General features: G+C 63.9%; 14 protein-coding genes. 6 read left to right on the top strand and 8 right to left on the bottom strand.

The annotated features are described in order from the left end of the window. The first annotated feature begins 390 nt into the window (after window positions 1–390). Window positions 391–9,756, top strand: a complete 9,366-nt coding sequence (locus tag AC1RQC_RS28080) for a filamentous hemagglutinin family protein (protein WP_492885218.1) — start codon at window positions 391–393, stop codon at window positions 9,754–9,756. Window positions 9,757–9,965: 209 nt separating this feature from the next. Continuing rightward, on the top strand, window positions 9,966–10,634 hold the full coding sequence (locus AC1RQC_RS28085) for an RNA polymerase sigma factor (RefSeq protein ID WP_492809374.1): 669 nt from the start codon (window positions 9,966–9,968) through the stop codon (window positions 10,632–10,634). A 439-nt stretch (window positions 10,635–11,073) separates the two neighbouring features. On the opposite strand, the gene AC1RQC_RS28090 is transcribed toward AC1RQC_RS28085, so the two are convergent. Continuing rightward, the gene (locus AC1RQC_RS28090; RefSeq protein WP_492885220.1) at window positions 11,074–12,297 is read right to left on the bottom strand and encodes a substrate-binding domain-containing protein; all 1,224 of its coding nucleotides are present in this window, start codon (window positions 12,295–12,297) and stop codon (window positions 11,074–11,076) included. Between the two features lie 581 nt (window positions 12,298–12,878). Between AC1RQC_RS28090 and AC1RQC_RS28095 the strand changes: the two genes are divergently transcribed. The 3 genes from AC1RQC_RS28095 to AC1RQC_RS28105 are packed head-to-tail and all read left to right on the top strand — an operon-like array spanning window position 12,879 to window position 15,039. Further along, on the top strand, window positions 12,879–13,595 hold the full coding sequence (locus AC1RQC_RS28095) for a hypothetical protein (RefSeq protein WP_492809376.1): 717 nt from the start codon (window positions 12,879–12,881) through the stop codon (window positions 13,593–13,595). Continuing rightward, window positions 13,592–14,572 carry a type II secretion system minor pseudopilin GspK gene (gene gspK, locus AC1RQC_RS28100; protein WP_492885222.1) on the top strand — a complete coding sequence of 327 codons (981 nt, stop codon included), beginning with the start codon at window positions 13,592–13,594 and terminating at the stop codon, window positions 14,570–14,572. Before AC1RQC_RS28095 ends, gspK begins: the two co-directional genes overlap by 4 nt. 29 nt (window positions 14,573–14,601) lie before the next feature. Continuing rightward, window positions 14,602–15,039, top strand: a complete 438-nt coding sequence (locus AC1RQC_RS28105) for a lytic transglycosylase domain-containing protein (RefSeq protein WP_492809378.1) — start codon at window positions 14,602–14,604, stop codon at window positions 15,037–15,039. A gap of 21 nt (window positions 15,040–15,060) precedes the next feature. Here AC1RQC_RS28105 and AC1RQC_RS28110 read toward each other — a convergent pair whose 3' ends face one another. The 6 genes from AC1RQC_RS28110 to gspG all read right to left on the bottom strand — a co-directional run bounded on the left by AC1RQC_RS28110 (window position 15,061) and on the right by gspG (window position 19,089). Continuing rightward, window positions 15,061–15,645 carry a type II secretion system protein M gene (locus AC1RQC_RS28110; RefSeq protein ID WP_492809379.1) on the bottom strand — a complete coding sequence of 195 codons (585 nt, stop codon included), beginning with the start codon at window positions 15,643–15,645 and terminating at the stop codon, window positions 15,061–15,063. Beyond that, window positions 15,642–16,955: a type II secretion system protein GspL gene (gene gspL, locus AC1RQC_RS28115; RefSeq protein ID WP_492809380.1), complete on the bottom strand. Its 1,314-nt coding sequence runs from the start codon at window positions 16,953–16,955 to the stop codon at window positions 15,642–15,644. Before gspL ends, AC1RQC_RS28110 begins: the two co-directional genes overlap by 4 nt. Window positions 16,956–17,006: 51 nt before the next feature. Continuing rightward, window positions 17,007–17,630 carry a PulJ/GspJ family protein gene (locus AC1RQC_RS28120; RefSeq protein WP_492809381.1) on the bottom strand — a complete coding sequence of 208 codons (624 nt, stop codon included), beginning with the start codon at window positions 17,628–17,630 and terminating at the stop codon, window positions 17,007–17,009. Window positions 17,631–17,667: 37 nt separating this feature from the next. Beyond that, window positions 17,668–18,075, bottom strand: coding sequence for a type II secretion system minor pseudopilin GspI (gene gspI, locus AC1RQC_RS28125; RefSeq protein WP_492809382.1), 408 nt, complete (start codon window positions 18,073–18,075; stop codon window positions 17,668–17,670). 73 nt (window positions 18,076–18,148) lie between these two features. Beyond that, entirely contained in the window at window positions 18,149–18,655 is a 507-nt protein-coding gene (gspH, locus tag AC1RQC_RS28130) for a type II secretion system minor pseudopilin GspH (protein WP_492809383.1), read from the bottom strand. Between the two features lie 8 nt (window positions 18,656–18,663). Then, window positions 18,664–19,089, bottom strand: coding sequence for a type II secretion system major pseudopilin GspG (gspG, locus tag AC1RQC_RS28135; RefSeq protein WP_492809527.1), 426 nt, complete (start codon window positions 19,087–19,089; stop codon window positions 18,664–18,666). Here gspG and AC1RQC_RS28140 point away from each other — a divergent pair. After that, window positions 19,031–19,855, top strand: a complete 825-nt coding sequence (locus tag AC1RQC_RS28140; RefSeq protein WP_492809547.1) for a hypothetical protein — start codon at window positions 19,031–19,033, stop codon at window positions 19,853–19,855. The two genes, gspG and AC1RQC_RS28140, sit on opposite strands and share 59 nt — an antisense overlap. Window positions 19,856–20,014: 159 nt before the next feature. Here the strand turns inward: AC1RQC_RS28140 and AC1RQC_RS28145 are convergent, their stop codons facing one another. Further along, the gene (locus tag AC1RQC_RS28145) at window positions 20,015–22,141 is read right to left on the bottom strand and encodes a DNA/RNA non-specific endonuclease (protein ID WP_492885224.1); all 2,127 of its coding nucleotides are present in this window, start codon (window positions 22,139–22,141) and stop codon (window positions 20,015–20,017) included. Window positions 22,142–22,186: the final 45 nt, after the last annotated feature.

Genomic DNA, 22,186 nt, shown 5'->3' on the forward strand with positions numbered 1-22,186 from the left:
CACGCGGGCGTGACGCTGGCTGCCGGAAGAACCATCGATGCGCGGGGACTGTGGACCAATGCGCAGCAAGGCCCGGCTGATCTGTCCCGCCTGGCTTACCTGGACGGCGGCAGCGTTACGCTTGGCTCGACGCAGGACGTAACGCTCAGCGCGGGCAGCCTGATCGATGTGTCGTCGGGTGCGGCGATTCTGGCCAACGGCAAGATCAAGGGCGGCAAGGGCGGCGATGTGAAACTGAGTGCCGATGACGGGGGCAACGGGGCGGGCACGCTGACGCTGAGTGGGGACATCAGAGGCTATGGCGTCAATGGCGGCGGCACGCTCACCATCGGCGCCGGGCCAGCCATCGCCATTGGCGGCACGGTGCTTGAGACCAACGGCACGCTCGGGGTGGGCGAGGCGGCCGTGGTTAATCTCGTCACTACCGAGGCGTTCACCGTCAAGGCTGGCGATGTCCTGCCGATCACTTATCAATACGCCAAGACCGTTTCGCTGCCGGGCGAGGCTGTTGGCGGAGCTCCCAATTTCTCCGAAAGCCATCCGGTTGTGCTGGCACAGGACTGGACTCCACCGCCCGCGACCAGTAACTTCTATGGTTTGATGGTCGACGGGGTCTATACGCCGGTATATCCCTGGTCGCAGCCGTCATTTGGCGCCGGCTCGGTCATCACCGCGATCTATTCTCCAAGTGAGTTTCCGGCCAGCTATGTTGTTCCTGCCAGCATATTTCCGAATGGCATACCCATTCAGCCTGTTCAGGTGGTGATAGCTGCCGGAAAAATCGCGCCGAAAGACGCCACGTTTGCCGCTGGAACGCAACTCGCGGCGGGGACGAGACTGCCGCAGGCGGTCAAGGTCCAGCCTGTTCAGTATCTGGACACATCTCTCTTTCAGAAAGGCTTTTCCAGCTACTCAATCGACGGTCATCAAAGCCTTGCCGTCACGGCAGGCACGAAGATCGATGCAGCGATGCCAGTCTATCGACTGTCGGCGGCGGCATCCGGTGTGGCTACGGGGGCTGATCCGTCCGCCGTTTTCGAACTCTGGACGCCGCCGCAGTATCAGGAAGACCCCGTTGCCGGCAAACTGACTCAGCGCGCGGGCGCCGATGTTGCGCTCAAGTCGAATGCCGCCATGGTCGGTGGCGTAGGCAGCGTCAACATCGGCACGGGTGCGTCGATCACCGTTGACCCCGGCCGTCGCATCGTGGTCGAAAGCCCGGGTCAGATCACGATCGACGGCAGGCTGCAAGCGGGTGGCGGCGCGATCGATGTCATCCAGGCAAATACGGCCGCGGGGGAAAGTGCTCCGGCCGGTTCGACGCCGGGACAGCGCTCGATCCTTATCGGTGATCATGCGGTGCTGGATGTGGCCGCGCGCGCCGTGACGGCAACGGACCGCGAGGGCTTGCGTTACGGCATCGCGCCCGATGGCGGCAGCATCACCATTGGCGCGCCGACTAGGCGCGAGAATGGGGGCGGCATCGCCCAGGCGGCCGAGGCCTTCATTGTGATCCGGCCGGGCGCGGTGCTCGACGCCAGCGGCACGAGCGCCATGATCGATCTGCCCATCGGATCGACCCCGGGAAGTCAGTCCCACCCGCTCGCGCTGGCCAGCAACGGTGGTACCATCGCGCTCAATTCGTTCAATGGCCTATACCTCGACGGCACGATGAAGGCGGCTGTCGGCGGCGCAGGCGCCCGGGGCGGCACGCTGATTCTGACGCTGGAAACGGCGCGTTATAAGTCCAGCGATACCGTTCCGCTGATACCCGACGATGTGCGCTTCGTGCGCGAACTGGTCATCGGGCAGGACCACGTCGCCAGCGGCTCCGACCATCCGCTGCAGATTGGCACCGCGCGTATCAGCGCGGAACAGATCAAGTCCGGCGGCTTCGACAGTCTCTCGGCCTATGCCGACATCGTGCGCTTCGATGGCAATGTCGATCTGGCGCTTGGCCGCAATATCGAGCTCTACCACTCGGCGCTGGTCACGGACGGCTCCGCGGTGTCCGTTCGGCTTGCCGCGCCGCACGTCGCATTTCGGGAAGCGCCGGGCAAACCGATCACCGGGAGCTCGGTCTATCCGAAGGCGCAGGGCAATCTGCCCGCCATCACGCCCTCCACTCGGGTGGGCAGCGCAAAGCTGCTGGTCGATGCCGACCTGATCGACATCCATGCGCTGCAGCTCGGCGGTGCCATGGGCTCCGTGCCATTGCTGGGCGGCTCGCGCACCTTCGACTACGCCGGCTTTGACGGCGCAACATTGAACAGCCGGGGCGATATCCGGGTGATCGGCAATCTCGTCGGCAGCCGCACGCTGGATCTCAACGCCGCGCAGATCTATCCGATCAGCAGCGCCAATGGCACGATCTCCTCTCCGGGCTCGATCATCATGGCCCGGGATGCTGTGCGTATTGGCCGTACCGGTGACGCGCTGCCGGCCCTACCCGGGTCGGTATTCGGCGGCCTTACTATTTACGCGAAGGAAATCGAGCAGGGTGGCGTGCTGCGTGCCCCGCTGGGTTCGATCACGCTCGGCACGACGTCAAGCAGCGGTACGCTCAAACCGCCGGTTACCGAGAAGATCGACCTGCTGCCCGGCAGTATCACCTCGGTCAGCGCCAACGGTCTGGTGCTGCCCTATGGCGGTACCGTGGACGGCATCACCTATTCGCACAGCGGCAATGCGCTGAGCGGATCGCTGAATTTCAACGCCGGCGTCACACTGGCAGGCAAGGCGTTCGACGTGCGGCAAGGCGCTACGATCGACCTGTCCGGCGGTGGCGAATTGCTGGGTTCGGGATTCGTCAGTGGACGCGGCGGCTCGGTCGACGTGCTGACTACGCCGCTGGCCAATGCCGGGCCGGGCTATGGGTTCAGTGCGGCCGGAAACAAGGTCTATGCCATCGTGCCGGGGGCACAGCCGGGCGTCGCCCCGATCGACGCCTCTGCGGGCGCCGCGCCCGGCGTCGGGCGGCAGATCACCGTGCCCGCTGGCGTACCAGGCTTGCCGGCGGGCACCTATACGCTGATGCCGGCGCGCTATGCGCTGCTACCCGGCGCTTATCGCGTGGAGGTCGGCGGGCAAGCGGTGTTGTCGACAGCGGGCGTTGCCACCATGTCCGCCGGCAACGGTTCCTGGCTTGTGTCGGGCTATCAGGGCATCGCCAATACCAGTTACCGTGATGCGCAGCCGACGCAGCTGATGGTGACGCCCGGCCAGACGGTGCGAGCCCATTCGCAATACAACGAGACCAGCTATGCCAACTTCCTGATCGCCGATGCGGCTCGATCGGGAGCATTGCGCCCGATACTGCCGGTGGATGCCAAGTCGTTGATCCTGTCATATGCCGAGCAGCCGGGTGCCGGGCCAGCACTCAGTTTCAAGGGCCATGCCCTGTATACTCCGGGCCGGGGTGGCTACGGTGGCATGCTAAGCGTTGCGACGACTGGAAGCGGAAGTATTGAAATCAAGTCTTCGGGAGCCCCTTCTGCCGCGGATCGCATTTCGTTATCGGCAGACGACCTCAACGCCGTCGGTGCGGATCGCATGATGATTGGCAACGTCGTCCAATTTCAAAATACGATTACGTTGTTCGGCGGCGCCAAAGGCATCGTCGTTCGCAATGGCGTTGTGCTTGAGGCCCCCGAGATATTCTTGGCTGCGGGCGTTGATGGCGTGACCGTGGAAGACGGCGCGCGGATCAGTACCCTTGGACGAGGGAGTGCGACTCCTTTTCCTACGGCGGATGGCTACCGCTATTTTGCCAATCGCGCGACCGGCGCCCTGATCTTGTCGAATGGCTTTGTCGACCTGGTGTCGCAAGCCAGCGATACCTCGTCTAGCATCACGGTGGGCAAGGCCGAGTTGTATACGGAAGGCACGTTGGGCTTTGTGGTCAGTGCGGCCGGCAAGCTGGTGCTCGATCCGGAGGCGCGCTACGGCGCCAGGTATTTGTCTGTGGCGGCCCCCAGCATCAATATCGGACAGCAGGCAGCAATCGATGCCGCCGCCGCCGCCCACGTGCTGCCCGACGGCCTGACCCTCAACCAGCAGGTGTTCGACGGCCTGCTCAGAGGCAATGCGGGGATCGGCATCCCAAAACTCGAAACCCTGATTCTGTCGGCGGGCGGTTCGGTCAACTTTCTCGGACCCGCCTCCTTCAACACCATCGATCCGGCTACCGGCAGGTCGAGCCTTGCCGAACTGGTGCTTAGCACGCCGGCCATCTATGGCCTGGGTGCCGTCGGCGACAAGGCGACGCTGACTACGGGAACGCTGTTCTGGAACGGCGTCAGCGATGGCAAGGCGCGGGACTCCATGTCTCAACCCGGCAGCCTGCCGCCGCCCAAGGTGGTAGCCGGCGGTCCTAGTACCGGTGCCGGCACGCTAGACCTCGTGGCCGACGAAATTGTCTTTGGCTATCCCAGGTTCACGCAGCCCGATACGCAGCTCACGCTGGACCGGCTGGCGCTGGGCTTCGCTACGGTCAACCTGAATGCCCGCCAGCGCATTACCGCCAACAATCGCAACACCCTGGCGGTGTACCAGAGCGGCACCGATGCGGCCTCCTACGCGGGAGGCAACCTCAATCTGGTCACGCCGCTGCTGACCGGCGCTGCCGCGTCGATCAACCGCTACACGGCGGGCGGTGCCCTGACGGTGTCTGCGCCCGCGGGTACTGCCGCGGCGAGTACTGGCGTGCTGGGTGCGGAGATCGGCCTCAAGGGGCGGACGGTGACGCTCGACAGCGTGGTGTCGCTGCCCAGCGGCAAGCTTACCGTCGAGGCCGACGGCGATATCCGGTTGGGGGACACCGCGCACATCGATCTGGCGGGACGCGAGGTCAGCTTCTTCGACGTCCGCAAGTACAGCTGGGGCGGCGACCTGATCCTCTCCAGCGCGCATGGCAATATCGCCCAGGCATCCGGATCGGTGATCGACCTCTCGGCGAAGAACAATCGTGGCGGCTCGCTGTCCGCGGCTGCAACCGATGCGGCCGCGGGGGATGTGACGCTGGCCGGCGCCATCCTCGGCGCCGCCAGCGGCACCCATGACGCCGGCGGCACGCTGGTGCCGTATCCGGGTGCGACGATCGACGTGCGGGCCCAGGCTATTGGCGATTTCGCGGGGCTCAACCAGCGCCTCAACGGTAACGGTGTGCTCGGTGGCCGCAGCTTCCAGCTGAAGAGGGAGGGGCTCAACCTCGTCGTCGGCGATGAGATCAAGGCCAACAGCATCAATGTGTCGGTCGATGGCGGTAGCCTGACGGTCAACGGCCGGGTCGATGCGAGCGGACCGCAGGTGGGCACGATCCGGCTGGCTGCGCGCGACGGCCTGACCCTGACGTCCAACGCCGTGCTCGATGCGCATGGCACTCAGTTGCGCGTGGACAGCTACGGCCAGCCGATCGATGCGCCCAACCGGGCGATCGTCGATCTTACGGCCGGCAAGAACCCTGTCACCGGCTTGCCAGGCTGGCTGCGAATCGCCTCCGGCGCGACGATCGATGTGCGTGCGGCGGATGGCGTCGCGCGCGGTACGGTCAGTCTGAATGCACCGCGCCTTGATGGGAGTGATGGCGACATCGCTGTCGACGCGGCCGGACCTGTCTTCATCGACGGTGCGAAGAGCGTCGCGGTGAACGGCTTCCGGCGCTACATCGACGCGCCGCCAGGGACGCCTTCGGCTGACGGCCGTCCGGTCCAGGTGATTACGCAGGCCTACTTGGACGGCATCGATGCGGACAGCAGGGCTTTCATCGGCGCCGCCTGGAGCAATGCCGGTCTGCAAGGGCGCTTGGCCGGACTCAGGGCCTACGGCGCGGCTTACCATCTGCGTCCCGGTGTGGAGATCGCCAGCGCCATGGCCAATGGCAGCCTGGTGGTCGATGGCGATCTTGATTTCTCGGGCTACCGCTATGGTCCGGGTGCGGATCCGTTCACGCGCGGCTCGGGCGAGCCGGGCGTCCTGACGCTGCGCGCCGGCGGTGACCTCACCATCAAGGGCAGTATCAATGATGGCTTTGCGCCGCCGCCGGAAACCGCAGATGATTACGGTTGGGTCGTTTCGCTGCGTGTCCGTCCAGGTGAAACGCTGCCGTCGCCTCTCTTGACCAGGGAAGCCAAGACGATTGAAATCGATTATGTCGTGCCCGACGGCGGTGTCATCGTCGACATCACCGAGAACGACTATTACGATCCCGGCATGACGGTACCGCGCGGCACCGTCACGAGCTATATCTCCATCGGAGCCGGATCGCCAAGTCCGATCACTATCTCATCGTCGGGCCCGCGCCCTGAGCCTGGCCGGCTCTGGGCGGTATCGCCAATGCTGCCGGCCGGATCTCAATCGTGGTCGATGCGCCTAGCGAGCGGCGCCGATGTCACGTCGGTGGATACGCGTGCGCTGCAGGCAACGAGGACGGGCAATCTGGTGCTCGACGATGAGCATTTCAGCGGGCCGACGAAGACTGCGAAGGCCATCAGTGTGGTGCGCACCGGTACTGGCGATCTCGATCTGCTGGCCGGAGGCGATGTCTCGATGAAGTCGCTGTTCGGCGTTTATACGGCGGGTACCCAGTCGGTGCCGGTGCTCGCGGCCGACGGCTCCAATCCGTACAACCAGCCGCGCGGGCGGCAGCCAGACGGCAGCGGCGCCAGCGTGCTGGGCCCCGATGGCAGTGGCTACGAAAGCCTTGTCGCTGGATCGTCCAGCCTTTATCAGGCGTGGTACCCGGAAAACGGGGGCAATCTGCTGTTGACGGCCCAGGGCAAGCTCACGGGCTTGACGGTGTTCAATTCTTCAAACGCCGATAGCCTTCTGCCTTCCAATGCCACAGGCAACTGGCTATGGCGGCAGGGTGCCGAGATATCCGGCCTGCCCACCGCCTGGTGGGTGAACTTTGGCACCTACGTGCTACCGCTGAATGGCAGCGGCGTGCCGCTGCCTTCCTATGCCGGCGGCGAGCCTCGGTTGGTCGGCTTCACTGGCTTCGGCGCCCTGGGTGGCGGCAATGTCGCCATCCGGACCGGGGGCGATGCCGGCGTGATCGACGGCATGGGTGATGACATCAAACCGGTCAGCCAGGGCTTGACGGTCGCCGCAGGCGGCACGGGCCGCGTTACCGCCGATGGCCGATTGATTCAGAGCGGCGGCGGGGACGTGAGCATCCGGATCGGCGGTGCGCTCAACCCGCTCGATCCCAACGTCAATCCTAGCAAGTACGGCGTATCAACGTTGGTACGCGGTAACACGCTGGCAGCTAACCTTAATGGCGTGCTGACCAATGTGCGCGGCGCCATCGAAGTGAGCGCCGGTTCCATCGGGCGCATCGATCTCGGCTATGGCATGAGCGCACCCTCGTACACGGCCGATCCACGCGCGCCCGATCCCAATGTGGCCAATGGCGGCCGCTCGAACGGCGGACCACTGGTGCTGGCGGGCGACACTGCCGTGTCCTTCACCTCGCGCGGCGATCTGGTGCTGTCGAGCGCCGAGGATCCCGGCCGCACGGCACAGCAGAACACCACGCCCTACAGCATCACGTCCAACGGCGTGACGATACCTTACAAGGGCGGCGGCTACAGCTGGTTCACGCTGTGGACCGATCGCACGGCGGTCGATCTGTTTGCCGCCGGCGGCAACCTCACGCCCACCACTGTCGGTGTGAATATCAACGACAACCGCCAAGGGGGGGACTATCCATCGATCCTGCGCGCCGCGGCGGCCGAAGGCAGTATCTACTACGGTGCCAAATTCTACGAAAACGGCTATGTGACCTCGCTGGCGCTGGCGCCGTCGCCGCGCGGGCAACTGGAAATTCTCGCGCGCAATTCGATCCAGACACTGGGCATGCCGATCAACATGTCGGGTGCCGGCATGGGCGTGCTGCCGACGCCGTTCAAGGCGGCCTTTATGGGTCCGACCGGGGTTGGCGGCGCGCTGTTCACGAACATCAGCGTGGATGGCGGCGGCCTTGACTATGGCTTGCCGCTCTACGCCTTCGGTCCCAATACGGTGACGGGCATTCTTCACGCCGGTGACTATGAGCCGCAGCGCTTCTATGCGGTCGATGGTGACATCATTGGGTTAAGAACCGGCGAGGTGCTGGATTTCACCAACAGCGGAAAACAGGTTTCGAACAAGCCGGTCAATCAGTGGAATGTCGCGGCCAAGCCGGTCTGGATCATGGCAGGGCGCGACATCGTGGGTGCCGGCGCACAACCTGACCACTACACTGACGGCAAGCCCTTCTATGCTAACGGCAACTATGGTGCGGCATCTTCGGGCAACCTCATCTACCACCCCGATGCCACCGATGTGTCATTGGTACGGGCAGGACGCGACATCCTTCAAGCCAACTTCCAGGTGGCGGGCCCAGGCACACTGGAGATCTCGGCAGGCCGCAATTTCTACCAGGGCGACAAGGGCTCGATCGCCAGCATCGGTCCGCTCGCCAGCGGGGACAGCCGTCCCGGCGCATCCATCGTGGCCATGGCCGGTGTCGGGTCCAATGGTCCGGACTATGCGGCGCTCAAACGCTACCTCGACCCCGCCAATCGGTTGCCAGCCGCCACGCCGTTGGACGGCTCGGGCAAGGTCGCCAGGACCTACGAAGGCGAATTGGCTGCATGGCTCAGGGAGCGATACGGTTATGCTGGCACTGGTGCCGAGGCCCTGGCTTATTTCAATGCACTCGCACCCGAGCAGCAAAGCGTGTTCCTGCGTGAGGTCTACTACGCCGAACTGAAGGCCGGCGGGCGCGAGTACAACGATCCCGACAGCCGGCGCTATGGCAGCTACTTGCGCGGGCGCAACGCCATCGCGGCGCTGTTCCCCGAGCGCGATGCCCAGGGCGGCAAGATCGCGCGCACGGGGGATATCACGATGTTCGGCGGCTCAGGCATCCGCACGCTGTTCGGCGGCGACATCCAGATGCTGGCGCCGGCAGGCCAGATCGTCGCGGGCGTACAGGGCACGGTACCCCCGGCATCCTCTGGCATCGTCACGCAAGGCGCAGGCGACATCGATCTGTACTCCAAGGGCAGCGTGTTGCTGGGCCTGTCGCGCATCATGACCACCTTCGGCGGCAGCATCCTGGCATGGTCGGCCGAAGGCGACATCAATGCGGGGCGGGGCTCCAAGACGACGGTGGTCTACACGCCGCCCAAGCGGGTGTACGACGACTACGGCAACGTGAAGCTGTCTTCGCAGACGCCATCGTCGGGCGCCGGTATCGCCACGCTGGCGCCGATTGCCGACGTGCCGGCCGGCGATGTGGACCTGTACGCCCCGCTGGGCACCATCGATGCAGGCGAGGCGGGCATCCGGTTCTCGGGCAACATCAACCTGGCGGCGCTGCAGATCGTCAACGCGGCCAATATCGTGGGGCAGGGCAAGGCGACGGGCCTGCCGACGATCGCGGCGGTGAACGTCGGTGCGCTGACCAATGCGAGCTCGGCCGCGGCGCAGGCGGCGACGGCGGCGCAGGACGCAACGCAGCGCGATCGTGCAGCGGCCCGTCAGAATCTGCCATCCATCTTCACGGTGCGGGTACTGGGCTTTGGCAGCGAGCAATCGCCGCCCACTGAAGGCGAGCAGAGCAATGTGCCGCCGCGTTCCGGGCAGCTCCACATCCCCTACGACGCAACGAGTCCAGTGCAGTTCGTGGGCGTTGGCGGGGACTTCGATGTCAGGCAAGTAGCGCGCTTGACCGCGGAGCAGCGCCGCCAGTTGCAGCAAGACCGCTAGGGCGGGTATAGGACGTGGCTTTCCCGGCCTGTCGCCGCGCTCGCGAGGCAGGGCCGGGGATCGCTTCGCCCTTGACTCGGGCATGGCTTGCTGGCTTGCTATTGCAACCGCTTGCCTGTCGTAGGGATGCCATCGGGGCGGCAACGTCCGCATTAAGTGCCGGTCATGCGGCAGGTTTTGTCGATATGGTAGATGGAGGCAGATCCGTCATGGACCTGAATAACGAATCCTGCGTGGAGGGGGGCGACGCGGTTGCCGACGCAGCCCGCGTCACCTTCGTCGAGGGCGATCACAGCGTGATGCTGCGCGAGTTCCTAGTGGCGAACTACGACCGGCTGCACAGCCGGCTATTGCGTCATCTGCGTTGTCCCGACCTGGCTAGCGAGTCCCTGCACGATGCCTGGCTGCAATTGGGAAAACGGAGGGTTTGCGCGCAGATCCAGAGTCCCGAAGCCTACGTGTACCGCATGGCCTGCAACCAGGCGGTGGACCGCCTGCGCGCCAACCGGTCGTGGCAATATACTGGTGACGCCGGCGCCGAACTGGAGTACATCGTCGACGCCGCGCCAGGTCCGGCAACCATTGTCGAGGCCCGGTCCGAGCTTGTGGCGGTGGTCGATGCTCTCGGTCGCCTGCCATATCGCCATCAAGCGGTCCTGGTCGCGCTGCGCGTCGAAGAGCAGACTCGCCAGGAGGTGGCGGCGTTTCATCGCCTGTCAATGCGCAGCGTCGACAAGATGCTGAGGCGGGCCCTGGACCTGTGCGCCGAGGGTACTGGTCGGACGGTGACGGTGGGTGCGAACGCGTCCCGCTGTGCGTCGCCGCGATGGCGGATCAAGTGGGGCGCCGCCGGCGTCGCGATCTCTCCGGTAGAGTAGCCACGAGATGAAGGTCAGCCGCGGCTGGGTTTGAGGGGCTGTGGTGCCATGTCCAACTGCCAAAGCGCTCTCGGTTTGCATGCGCCAGCTCGACAATTGAGTTGCAGCGGACACTACAGCGCATCGATACGTAACCAAAATCGATCTTCCGAATTCGCCCCCGCCGCGCTGCCTTCGACAGCACGGTCATCCAGCGCCGCACAATCCGTGCATGTCGGGTGTTGAATGGACGCATTCTTTGCTCGCCATCATCTTTGTCTGCTGTTCCATATGTTCGCTTTCCAAATCCGATTGTTGAGTTGCCTCTGCAGCGAGTCTAAAAGAAAGGGGGCTATGACGACCGGCGTCGCCAAAAAAGAAACCCCACACTCGAACGGTGTGGGGTTTGTCAGAGATCTGCCGGCATTGCGCCGGCAGCTACTGCATCAATCGGCGCGTCTCAGCGGCCGGCCTTGCCCGAGCACGCGGTAGCGTTGCCGAGGTTCAGGTTATTGCCGCTGCTATTGGTCAGCAGGTTGTTGCGGATCGCAGTGACGATCGTGGCCGGCAGCTTGGCGAAGCCGTTGCCTTCGATTCGCGACGTGTTGTCGTTGACACCGCTATAGGTGTAGTGACGGTCCAGGAAGCCCAGGATCTTGCTCAGCACGCTGCTGTTGCTGTAGCACGTCACGTGGTCGAGGAAGGTCACGCCCGAAATCGGGTAGCCACTGGCGGGATCGGCGACCGTCGGCGCCCAGCTTGTCGGGTCAGCGAGATTGCTGCCCAGCGTCAGGTTGGTCAGAGCCAACGTGGTGTTGGCGGAAGAGGGCGTGTAGGCCGTGGAGTTGTTCTTGTTGCGCAGCGATGCAGCAGTCAGATTCTTCGTGGCCGCGGTCGAGGTCGGTGCCAGCGTCGTGTTGATGTAATCCGGGCTGAGGTAACCGATGACATTGGTGCGAGCATCGATCGCATCACGGACACCAGCGCTCAGCGATGCAGCTACAAAGTTCGTGCTCACGTTCTTCGGGTTGAGCGGGTCGTTGGGCGCGGCATTGATCAGCGCCACAACGTCGGAGAAGCGCGTGGTGACCGGAAAGTTGATCAGGGAATTGCCTGATGCCGTGCTGCAGACCGCGTTCAGGTGGCGGGTGAAGATCTCGGTAGTGCCGCTGCTGTCGCTACGGTAGACGACATTGATGTCGCTGGCGGGATAGCTGACGTTGACCTTGTCCCAGGTCTTCCACTTGCCGGAGAAGATGCCGCACAGTTGGTTGGCGGAAAGGGTAAGGGCGCTCAGCGTACCGACCTTGAACGGAATGCCTACCGCAGTGCCGACGGAAGGCATCTGCACCAGATTGCCGTCAGTTGCAGCGCGGGTGTAGCCGCTGATGTCCGTCGACGACAGCACGGAATCGCTGCCGGCGAAATGAACCACCGCGTCGGTGCGCGGAGGCGTGTAGGTGTTGTTGAAGGCAGTTGCCACGTTGGTCAGCAGGGCCGTCTTGCCGGCACCGCTGCCGGTGGAGGCGTACAGATAGTCCGGAGCAAAGGCGCCGATTTCCGCTTTGTACAGGAACTCGGGCAGCGATGCGCCGCCGCCGACCACGTTTTGGGCCATGGCCGACGAGGCCGAGAAAGCGACGGCCAGGCAGGCCGCGTTGATCAGTGCGTGCTTCAGTTTCACAGTGCAACTCCCGTTGATTGGGTGGAAAGCATTTAAGGATTGATGCATGACTTCACTTGCCGCGGACGTCGTTTAGAAGGTGCTGGAGTGGTTGCCGTCCGCAATGAAATTATTGGATGGCGAAATGAAGAAGGCGGGATGAAATGGTGAAGAGACGACGAAGCTGGCTCATGCATTTTCGTCATTTAGCGAACGAAAAAAGGTGCGTCGCGGATATGAAGAGCAGACTTCTGATCGGGCGTCGCTTATGGGGATTGCTACGGTAGCGATGCGGGTCTTCTTGTCTATTTTTTTACGGAAACCGATCAGAAAAAGCCAAAGCGCCACGGCGATTGCGATATTCGTCTGATGGCCGTGATCTTCGCAGATTTCGTCATGGGTACGCAAATCGCTGTTTGTAGCTTAGCGTTAACGCGGCCGGAATGAGCCAGCGACGACAGGGTGCTTCGGAACAAGGGCGAGTGACTGTGTATCTTCATCAAAACGGGCATGACTCGGGCCAGGCACCAGGGGAGCACTGCGGACACTCTGGACTTGAGGTCCGTTCGATGAATCTGGTATTGCATCCAAGAGAAGCGCGCATGATCACGCTGCAGGCGTATCTCGATGAATTTGGTAGTAGCTTGACACCAAGTCGTCTGCCGCAGGCGCGTTGTCCGATCTGTCATCAGCCGCTCCTACTGATCGCCGCATGCAGCCTGCGCATCAAGCCGCGTTTCAGCCACGACACGCACAAGCGATCTCGTTGTCCGCTGGTGCGAAATGGCGACTCGCCCGAGGAGATCACCGTGACTGCGGAACCCAATGGAGCGCTGGCTGCATGGCATCGCGCTCGCTTCTTGCGCAAGTGGCAATGGCACCTTGGCTTGATGCGTCACGTACACTATGTCCCTTCCCTGACGATACAGCGCTTTATCTCGTTGATTGACGTGGCGACGTGTCGCAATCTTTGGGCCTACCCCGGGTTGCGAGAAGAGTGCGTGCCATATGTGCTGCTCGCCTACGCAGGCTTCATGCGCGGCGAGCGTGGATATCGTGAGGGCGGTAGCTGGGTACGATTCTGGTTTGATGCCACCGTGCGCGACATACGTGATCTCCATGAGCCTCGTACGGATCCACCGCGTTTTTTTCGCACGCACTATGCGCGCCCGCGGTCCGCACCGCTGCCGGCGCAACATCACCTATTTCATGTGCAGGAGGTGGGCTTGCTGGGGAGCTATCTCGAAGAGCCAGCTCCGAACGTATCCACATCCGACATCGAAGCGTTCTGGGCGCTTGCGGGGCGGACGTTGCCATGAGATCACGGGAGAGCGGTGCTGCCGTGGTGACGGCGTTACTGGTGGTGGCGCTGGCGACGACGCTGGTCGCAACCATGTTCGCACAGCAGCAAGTGGCCACACGTTCAGTGGAGGCGCATCGTCTGCGCATGCAGGCAGAATCCATGCAGTGGCTGGTGGTGGAGCGGGCGCGATTGCAGTTGCTCGATAGCAGCCGGGTGGCATCTGTCGATCACCTGCGCCAGCGCTGGGCCCAGCCGCTGCAGCCCATACGTGCGGCGGAGTTGCTCGGCCCCCAGGCCGTGCGCCTGGCTGGCTTCTCGGACGCTCCGCAAGCCATGATGGTCAGCTCGCGCGTGCGGGATGCGCAGGCGCGTTTCAACCTGGCAACCTTGATTGCGCCCGGAGAAGCCGGCAAGCCGGCCGGGGTTCGTGTCAGTGGCGTGGCACTCTATCAGCGGCTTCTCACCTCCTTGTCGTTGAACCCGGAGCTGGCCTCGGTGACAGCGACATACATGCTAAAGACCTCTCAGGGTGGTGGCTCGGCACGAGAGGGCCTGCCGCTAGTGCAGATGCGGGATCTGCTCGCCATTCCCGGCTATACGCGGGATACGGTTCGCGCGCTGATTCCCTACGTGGTGATACTTCCGGTCGCGACTTCGATCAACCTCAACACGGCCGAGGCGCAGGTGCTGGCCGCATGCATTCCCGGTTTGTCCGTGTCGCAGGCCGGCGCCTTGGTGTCGGACCGGGAGCGGGCGTACTTTCGTGACGTGGGCGACCTTAGCCTCAGGCTCAAGGCCATCGCGCCAGGACTGCCCGAGCCGCAAGGCCTGCTCCTGGAGACGCGCAGCCAGTACTTCCTGGTTCAAGGTGAGGTTCGCAACGCGCGTGCCGTATTGCGTCTAGAGGCATTGGTGCTGCGTGAGGGCATTGGCGCAGCGGTGCGTACGCGAGTGGTGTGGTCTAGCGATCCTGAAACGCAGGAGCTCGATTGATGCATGGGGCGATGACGTATGGATTCGGGATGGTACTGCTCATGGCACCTTGCGCGCTGGCGTACGCAGACTGCTTTGAAGCTGCCGGTACCTATCACGGCGTGAATCCGGTGATCTTGCGCGCGATCGCGTGGCAGGAGTCGCGCTTTCGGCCGGACGCCGTCAATCGCAATGTTAATCAGTCGGTGGACATGGGGATGATGCAGATCAACTCGATTCACTTGCCGGAGTTGAGGCGCTATGGCGTCGAGGCAAAGACGCTCTACGATGGTTGCGCCAGCATCTACATCGGAGCGTGGCACCTGCGTCGCAAGATGAACAAGTATGGCAACACCTGGACGGCTGTCGGCGCCTACCATTCGGAGACACCCGCGCTGCGGGACCGCTATGCTGCGTCCGTTGTGGCGATCATCCGTGGATGGTCGATCCCGCCGGCTGGCGGGAACACGCGCCCTGCCTCAGATTGAGCAGGCGGATGGGCTCGGGGCCTAGCGCTTGGCCCCACTAGGCGCGCTCAGCTCCGCGTCTATGGAAACCTGTCCCTCTTCCGCGCCAGTCACAGTTTTAGCGTCCAGTTGCAGTGGCTTGACCCCGTACTCCTTGCGTACGGATTCCAGCCACTGCATCCAGGCGTGGAAGGAGATGCGAGGCACCTCCACTCGCAACGTGCTGTCTTCGACCCTGACGCTGGCATCCGCTATGCCATGGCGCGCTAGTGAGGCTGTCAGCGCAGATTTCCATTCGCCTGGCGTGTGCGCCGTTGGGTCGGGCAGAGCGCGCAGCGCCGCGGCCTGCGCCGCCAGCGCCTGCATGTGCGCCGCCTGCTCACGCTGGAGCGGCAGATCGCGCTCCAGGCGTACGATGGCGTTGGTGGCAGGCTCCCAGCCAACAAACCAGCCCAGCGTGGCTGAGAGGACCAGTGCGCATAACAGCAGTGCACGCCGTTCTCGCGGGGCTCGGGCCAGCCAAGCGGCGCGAGCCCTTGCTAAGGGCGGCTTCACGTGAAGCGCATACCTGCGCAGCAGTTGACGGGGCAGCATGGCGAGCTGCTCATCATCGGCCTGGGATTTCATGTGCGGCTCCTCAGGATCCATTGGCCGTCCTCCAGGCGCGCACTCACGCCAGCCTTCTCGAGGCGGGATCGCAGGCCATTGGTGTCAATTTTTGCATTACTGCCGGAGAAGATCAAACGCACGCGAAGGCTACCCTCGTGGTAGCCAATCTCGCTGACAGCGGTAACGGGGACCGGGCCCAGCGCAGTGGCGAAGCGATCGGCGAGTATCGCAAAATCTCCTGCGGCGGGTTGGCCCTTCGCTTCGCGGAGGCTATTCAATTGTTGCTGCATCTGCGCCAGTGCGTCGACGATCGGGCCAGTCTTGGGGAAATGCTCGCGAAGCAGGCTGTTCATCGTTTCCGTTAGGGCATCCTGCTGACGCTGTAGTGACCACCATTGCGCATTGACCCCAGCTAGGCAGAGCAGGCTGGCCGCCAGCGCGAGGCCAAGCGGCCAGGCATTCGAGGCAGGGGTTGCCGCGCCACGGCGGCGGTTCGCCGTTAGTTCGAATTGGCAGGCGTCCATTTGCGGAAGGGCGCGTGCGCCGGCAATCCACAGCGGCCACTCTGCGGCCTGTGCGTGGCGATCGTCGGGAAGATGCGGATGAAGCGCTTTGTCGGCGTACAGCGTGCTGCCTGCCAGCGGGCCACAAATCCAAGCTAGTGCCTCAGCAGGGGGAAGTGCAACGCCATAGGTAGCGTCGCCGGACTGGCGCACGGTGAGCAACCATGGCGTATCGGCTACGCCGGCTTCGGTATTCCCGTCGGGCGCGGTGGCAACCCGGAAGTCGGAGTCGGGTTCCGGCAGGCCCCCGGTCGGCTGAGCTGCCGGAGCCGGCTCAAGTACGACGGTGCCGCAGCCGCGGTCTCCCGGCGGTAGGCATAGTACCGCTGGCAGCAGGCGCAGGCGCCGTTGACCGAAGGCGCCCAGGAGGAGGCTGAGCCATTGGCGGTCGGCTATGGCCAGTGTGGCTTGACCGTCGGCATGACGGGCCAAAACGGCGATATGGCAGTGTTCGGCATCGCGGATCAGGTGTTCTTCGACCAGGCCCGGCAGCGTCTCGCGAAGCAGTGTGCCGGCGACGGCCGGCAGAGGTACTCGTAGCACGAGCATATCGCGAGAGTCGGCAAGCAGCACCGTTTCGTGTGCAAGCGGTAGTTCCGCGGATATAGCGTGGCCGGTCCGCAGCAGGTGCCCGTCTGCGTCTGCGATGGCATAGGCCAATGCGTCGCGCAGCGGGTCAAACAGGCTGGCTGTGCGATGTGCGGTCGATAGCGGCGCAGGGCAGGCCGGCAGGCGTACATAACAGGTCGCGACGGTTTCGGACATTGGATCGGCGCTCGTGGGAATTCGGACGGCACGCGTGAAAAGGCGGGCGGCTTATGGAGTGGGTGCCAGAACGCGGCGGTAGGCGGTTGGGGGGGCTCCAGTCAATACCACGACTTCCACCCCGGTTACCCGGTTGAGTGGCAGTATGGGAGATGCACCTGCCAGTACGGGCGGAGGGCGAACGCCGCCGTCACGCACGGCCCAGCCCGCGCTGATCGCATTGGCGGAGTTCCCGAGATTGCCGCTCGGATCAATCCAGCCGCGTACCTCTAGCCCAACGGCATGCTCGACCAGTGCCTGACGCTCGGAGGGCGGCGCTTCGAGTGCGGCGCGCGCGGCTTCGCGGCTGGCCACCGGGGCCGAGATGCTGCGCCACAAGATGCCATCTGCGGTGCGGTAACCGACCACTTGCCAGCGCGTCGGCCGGCCCGGCTCACGCAATGCGCGCACGATGTGCAACTGTGCGCCATCAAACTGGATCGCCCCGGCACCCAGTTGGGCGTCGGGCACGGCCTCGGCGAGATCGTAGCTGAGTTGCGCGAACAGGCGATCCAGCGAGCGGGTCTCCGCCATACTGTCGGCCACGGCATGCTGGCCGCGGATGATGCCATCGAGCGAGCGCCAGGAGACCACAGCGATGATAGCCAGGATGGCGATGGCGATGATCATCTCCATCAACGTGAAGCCGCGACGGTTGCATATGGTGCGGTACTTACCGATCCGAACGAGAGCCATCTGTCATCACCGTGGCCAGTTGGGCAAGCCGCGTGCCTGCGTCATTGCCGTCGCTATTTCGATAGACCGAGATCACCACGAGGCGAATTAGTGGATCCGCGGTGGGACTGACGCTTTCCTCGCAGCGAAGCGCCACCCGCCCTTGGTCGCAGGCAAAGCGGCGTGTGCCGGGTTCCGGCCAGCGTCTGGCCAGGCGCAGTTCGGCAAGCCGGTTGGCTGCGCTCCATTCGGCCACACTGCGCGCGCGCAGGCTGTCGCTGCTGTCGGCCAGCAGACCGGCCACACGTAGGCAGGCGCCGAGCGCCACGGCGACGATGGTCAAGGCTACCAGCACTTCGATCAGCGTGAACCCGCCAGGCGATGAGGGCCGAGGCGTAGCCGGCATAGGCCGTCCCGAGAGGCTGAGGACACGGCAAACCATGCCGTGTGGCCGGAGTGTATGGCGCGCGGGCCGTCGCCTACTGGACCACATAGCGGCCTGGCGCGGTGGTTAGGATGCTGGCGCGCGCCCCGTCGCGCTCCAGCGTAATGGTGAGCGTGGGCTCCATTGGCTCGCGTCCGAACAAGACTCTCACCGCGCCGGCCTGTGGCGCGGAATTCGGCTGCGCCACAGTGAGCGCCGATAGCGGTGCCCCCCAACTGCTAGCACGCAGTATCTCGTCGCGCATGGGTTGCCAGCCTTCTCCATCGCGGACCAGGAACCGGTAGCTTTGCGGCGTCGCTTCCCATGCGATGGGCTGCGCTCGCAACCTGGCTTCCTGGTGCGCATCCTGTAGCAGCAGGATCAGTCGTTGGGCCTGATGCTCTAGCAAGTTGCGAGGGCTAGGTTGGGCATTGACCACAACAAGCCCGCTGACGATGCCGATGATGACCACCACCACCATCATCTCAAGCAGCGTGAAGCCGTATTGACTCTTGCCTGAATACTGGCGGGCCATGAGGCGGCGGCTTGACGTGGCGATCATGACAGGGCCTATTCCCATGATCCGATGTCTGCGTCATTACCAGCGCCGTTAGGTTGGCCGTCGGCGCCAAAGCTGAAGATGTCGATTTCGCCCCGGACGCCCGGATTCACGAACTGGTAAGGCTGGCCCCAGGCGTCCTTGGGCAGTTTCTCGAGGTATCCGCCACTCTTCCAGTTGTTGGGCAGCGGCTCCGCCGTCGGGCGCGCGATGAGGGCTTGCAGTCCCTGTTCGGCCGTGGGATATCGACCATTGTCAAGCCGGTACAGCTTGAGCGCCTGCATGATCGCGGCGATATCCTGGCGTGCTGCGACTCGCCGGGCCTCGTCTGGCCGGCTCATGATCTTGGGCACCACCAGCGCGGCCAACACACCGAGAATGACGATCACCACCATGATTTCGATCAGGGTAAAGCCGGCGGCGGAACGTGTCCGCATGGTCGTTGGCACATTGGGCGAATTCATCGTAGTTTCCGCAAGAAGTCTGTCATGCCTGCGCGGTACAAAGCTGCAAGGGCCGCGCTCCGGGATGGGCCAGGGTGATTCTGTCGAAGATGTGGGGCAAACCGGTTACGCGCCTTACGCGGTTTCTGACACCAAAACTTCATACGAGAGGCTCACCGCCATGACCCGGTCAATATTCGCGCGTGTGCGCGGCTCCGCGCTGGTGGCCCGCTTTGCGCATCCAGCGGTCTATCGCCAGCGACTCCTCACGCTCGTTTGCGCGTTGGCCTGCATCGCCGCGGCGGGATACTGGGGCACGCGCCTGCACGCCGCGAGGCAAGCTAGCGTGCCGGCGGCCAAGGCAATCTCGGCTCCATTCGTATCGGGAGAGGGAGCGCGGCTGTTCGGTGCCCGTTCGGCCAAGGATAGTGAACTTCCAATCACGGTTAGCGGCGTCATTCGCACCGGCAGAGATGCTGGGGAGGCAAGTGGCGCAGCGGTGATCGCAGTGAATGGCAAGCCGCCACGGCTTGTGCTGACTGGGCGCGAAGCGGCGCCAGGCCTGGTGCTAGAGGAGGTTGGCGAGCGCTTGGTTGTGCTGTCAAGCTACGGCGTACGACGGGAGGTGCGCATGGCGGCAGCGCCGAAGGTACCGGTACTGTCCTCTTTTACGACGATTGGCGGGCATGAGTGGGATGATGGCGCGCCAGCGCTTGTGAGTAATGTGCCGCGGGCCGGCTCACAGACCGCAGTCAAATAGCCGCGACCCGCAGATACGGCTTGCTGACGATGTGTGGGCGCGATACGCAACTGCCTTGCATATCGAGAAAGGTCGAGCGGATGGCGATGTCCGTTCTTCGGATCAGCGGTCCGTGCTTCGCCAATCCATTTCTCGATACATCGGCCTTTGGCGATGGCCTCAGAGCGCATCCTCCCACGCCGTCATCGGCCGGGGAACAGCTTCGGCGCCTGGCCGGCTCTTGTAGGTGTCGTACTGTGCGAAGCCCGAGAAGTCCAGACCGGTCAGGCTGGCAAGCTTGGCCACGCCAATCCTGAAGGTCTCCACGACCGGGGCGATGCCGTCCGCAGGTGGCTTGAGCGCGACGCGGGCTTCCTTGAGCAACTTTTCCTGGCTGACCACGAAGGCGCTTGCCTGCGGCTGCTGGTCGGGGCCTACGCGCAAGATCACCTTCCAGAACAGTAGTGGCACATTAATACCGTCGCAAGGTGCCACATTGTCGTCGTCGAGGACTGGCCCCGTCAGCACGGTGACCTTGGCGTTAGTCTTCAGTACGCCGAATTCGAGAATGTAGCGCTCCAGGCCTTGCCAGAACTTGATGCTCTCGTTGAAGCGGAAGTGTTGCGGCGTGCAATTCGTCCGGTGGAACGTATCCGCATTGGCTCTGGCTGCTTGCTCCGGCGTGCCCCAGGTGGGATCGCTGCGGCGCGTGAGGTGGCCACGATCGAAGTACGTACTCCAGGCGCCATAGAAGTCTTGGCCGATATAGTGGCGAGGGTCCATGCGGTCGTCGTCGTACCAGCTGTCACCTTCCGGCCCGATTTTGGGCGCGCCGGTATCGCGATCAATGTCGATATAGTGCGCGGCGTCGATATTCACGGCCGACACGAATGCCATCCGGCGCGGTGCGCAGATCATGATGGAGAAATTCTCGTACTCAAGCAGGGCAGGGTTACCGGGCACGCCGTTCTTCAGGGGCGCGATTTCGCCGGAGCGTGTTTGTACGAGGTCAGGCAGTGTAATGGCCAGGCCGTCGATGAAGTGCGGGTTGTAGCCGTTGCGGTTTTTATAGTTCCGGTCGAGTCGCATGCGCTCGGCATATTGCAGCCCGCGCGGCAGTGTTTCGCTTGCGGAGGGCAGCACCAGTGCGGATTGGCTTGCTGAGAGGTGCTGCGTGTCGGCTTGCCGCGCGACGCGCACGCTGATCTCCAGCGGTACCAGGACGACCTGGCGGGTTTCCGTGTTTTCTGCGTTTTCAGCGGACATGGTACTTCCCGTGGCGATTGGTTGTAGGGATTCGCCCCCGAGGTGGAGGACGTGGGCGCCCGGCGGCGGGTTTCCGGGTGCCAGTGGGGCAATCGGGACGGCGGTGGGCAGCGCCGCGTCGCCGGCAGCCAGCGCGGCGCCTAGCAGGGCCTGGGCGGGGGCGGCGAGGCTTGCGAGGTCCCGTCGCAGTTGAGCGACGATGGCGCTTGCGCGAATGCCCTCATTGACTGTCATGGGGATGGCGACGCCGTCGACTGAGACCGTATCCAGATGCGGGACGCCCCAGTGATGCAGCGCGACCACCTCCCAGTTGTCATTCGCGACGGGCGAGCCGGAGGAGCCTTCCTCGGTGTCGGCGGCGTAGTGCAGGCAATGCTCGGCGCCACCGCCTTCTCCGCGTGCCAGCAGGCGGTTTTCCCTTACCACGACTTGCTTGCGGCGGCCCTGTGGATGCTCGATGATGTTCACTGTCATCCCCAGCGCATGCTTGTCCGGACGGTCGCTCAGGCTCAGGTAGCCAAAGCTCGTAATGTCGTTCGGGCCGGCGAGCCGCTCACCCACCGCTACGATGGCGAAGTCAAGCTGATCGATCGGACTTGACAGCCAGAAGCGCTGAGGCGCGAGGGCAAAGCGTGAGCCGATCAAGGGCGTTCCGTCTTCTGTTGTCTCGAAGTTGAACTCGATCAGGGCGGCTGCGGCATCCGTGGCGGTCTCCAGCACATGGTTGTTCGTGATGAACAGGGCGGGACTGATCAGGAAGCCGGTTGCCAGTGCAGAGCCCGTGCCTGAGCGGACGATAGCGACGGCGCGGCTGCGACGGGTGCCCAGGGCAAGGAATGAGGATGGCAGGTAATCGATACTGTCGCCCTGCAGCGATTCCGCGCCCATGCGTGCGGCGAAGTTCTTTGCCCTGGCGCGGTCCGGCTCCGCCGCCAACGGATCTTTGCTCCATACTGCCAGCAGTGAGGCTTTGCGCTGGTCGGCGGTGATTGCCGCGCGCTCGCGTACCAGGCTGTCCAGCTGTTGCTTGACGTCGTTCACGTTTACCTCCTAGGGGAGAAGCCGATAGCGTGCTTGCCAAGCTAG

The sequence above is a fragment of the Cupriavidus sp. GW822-FHT03E04 genome, assembly GCF_058801495.1.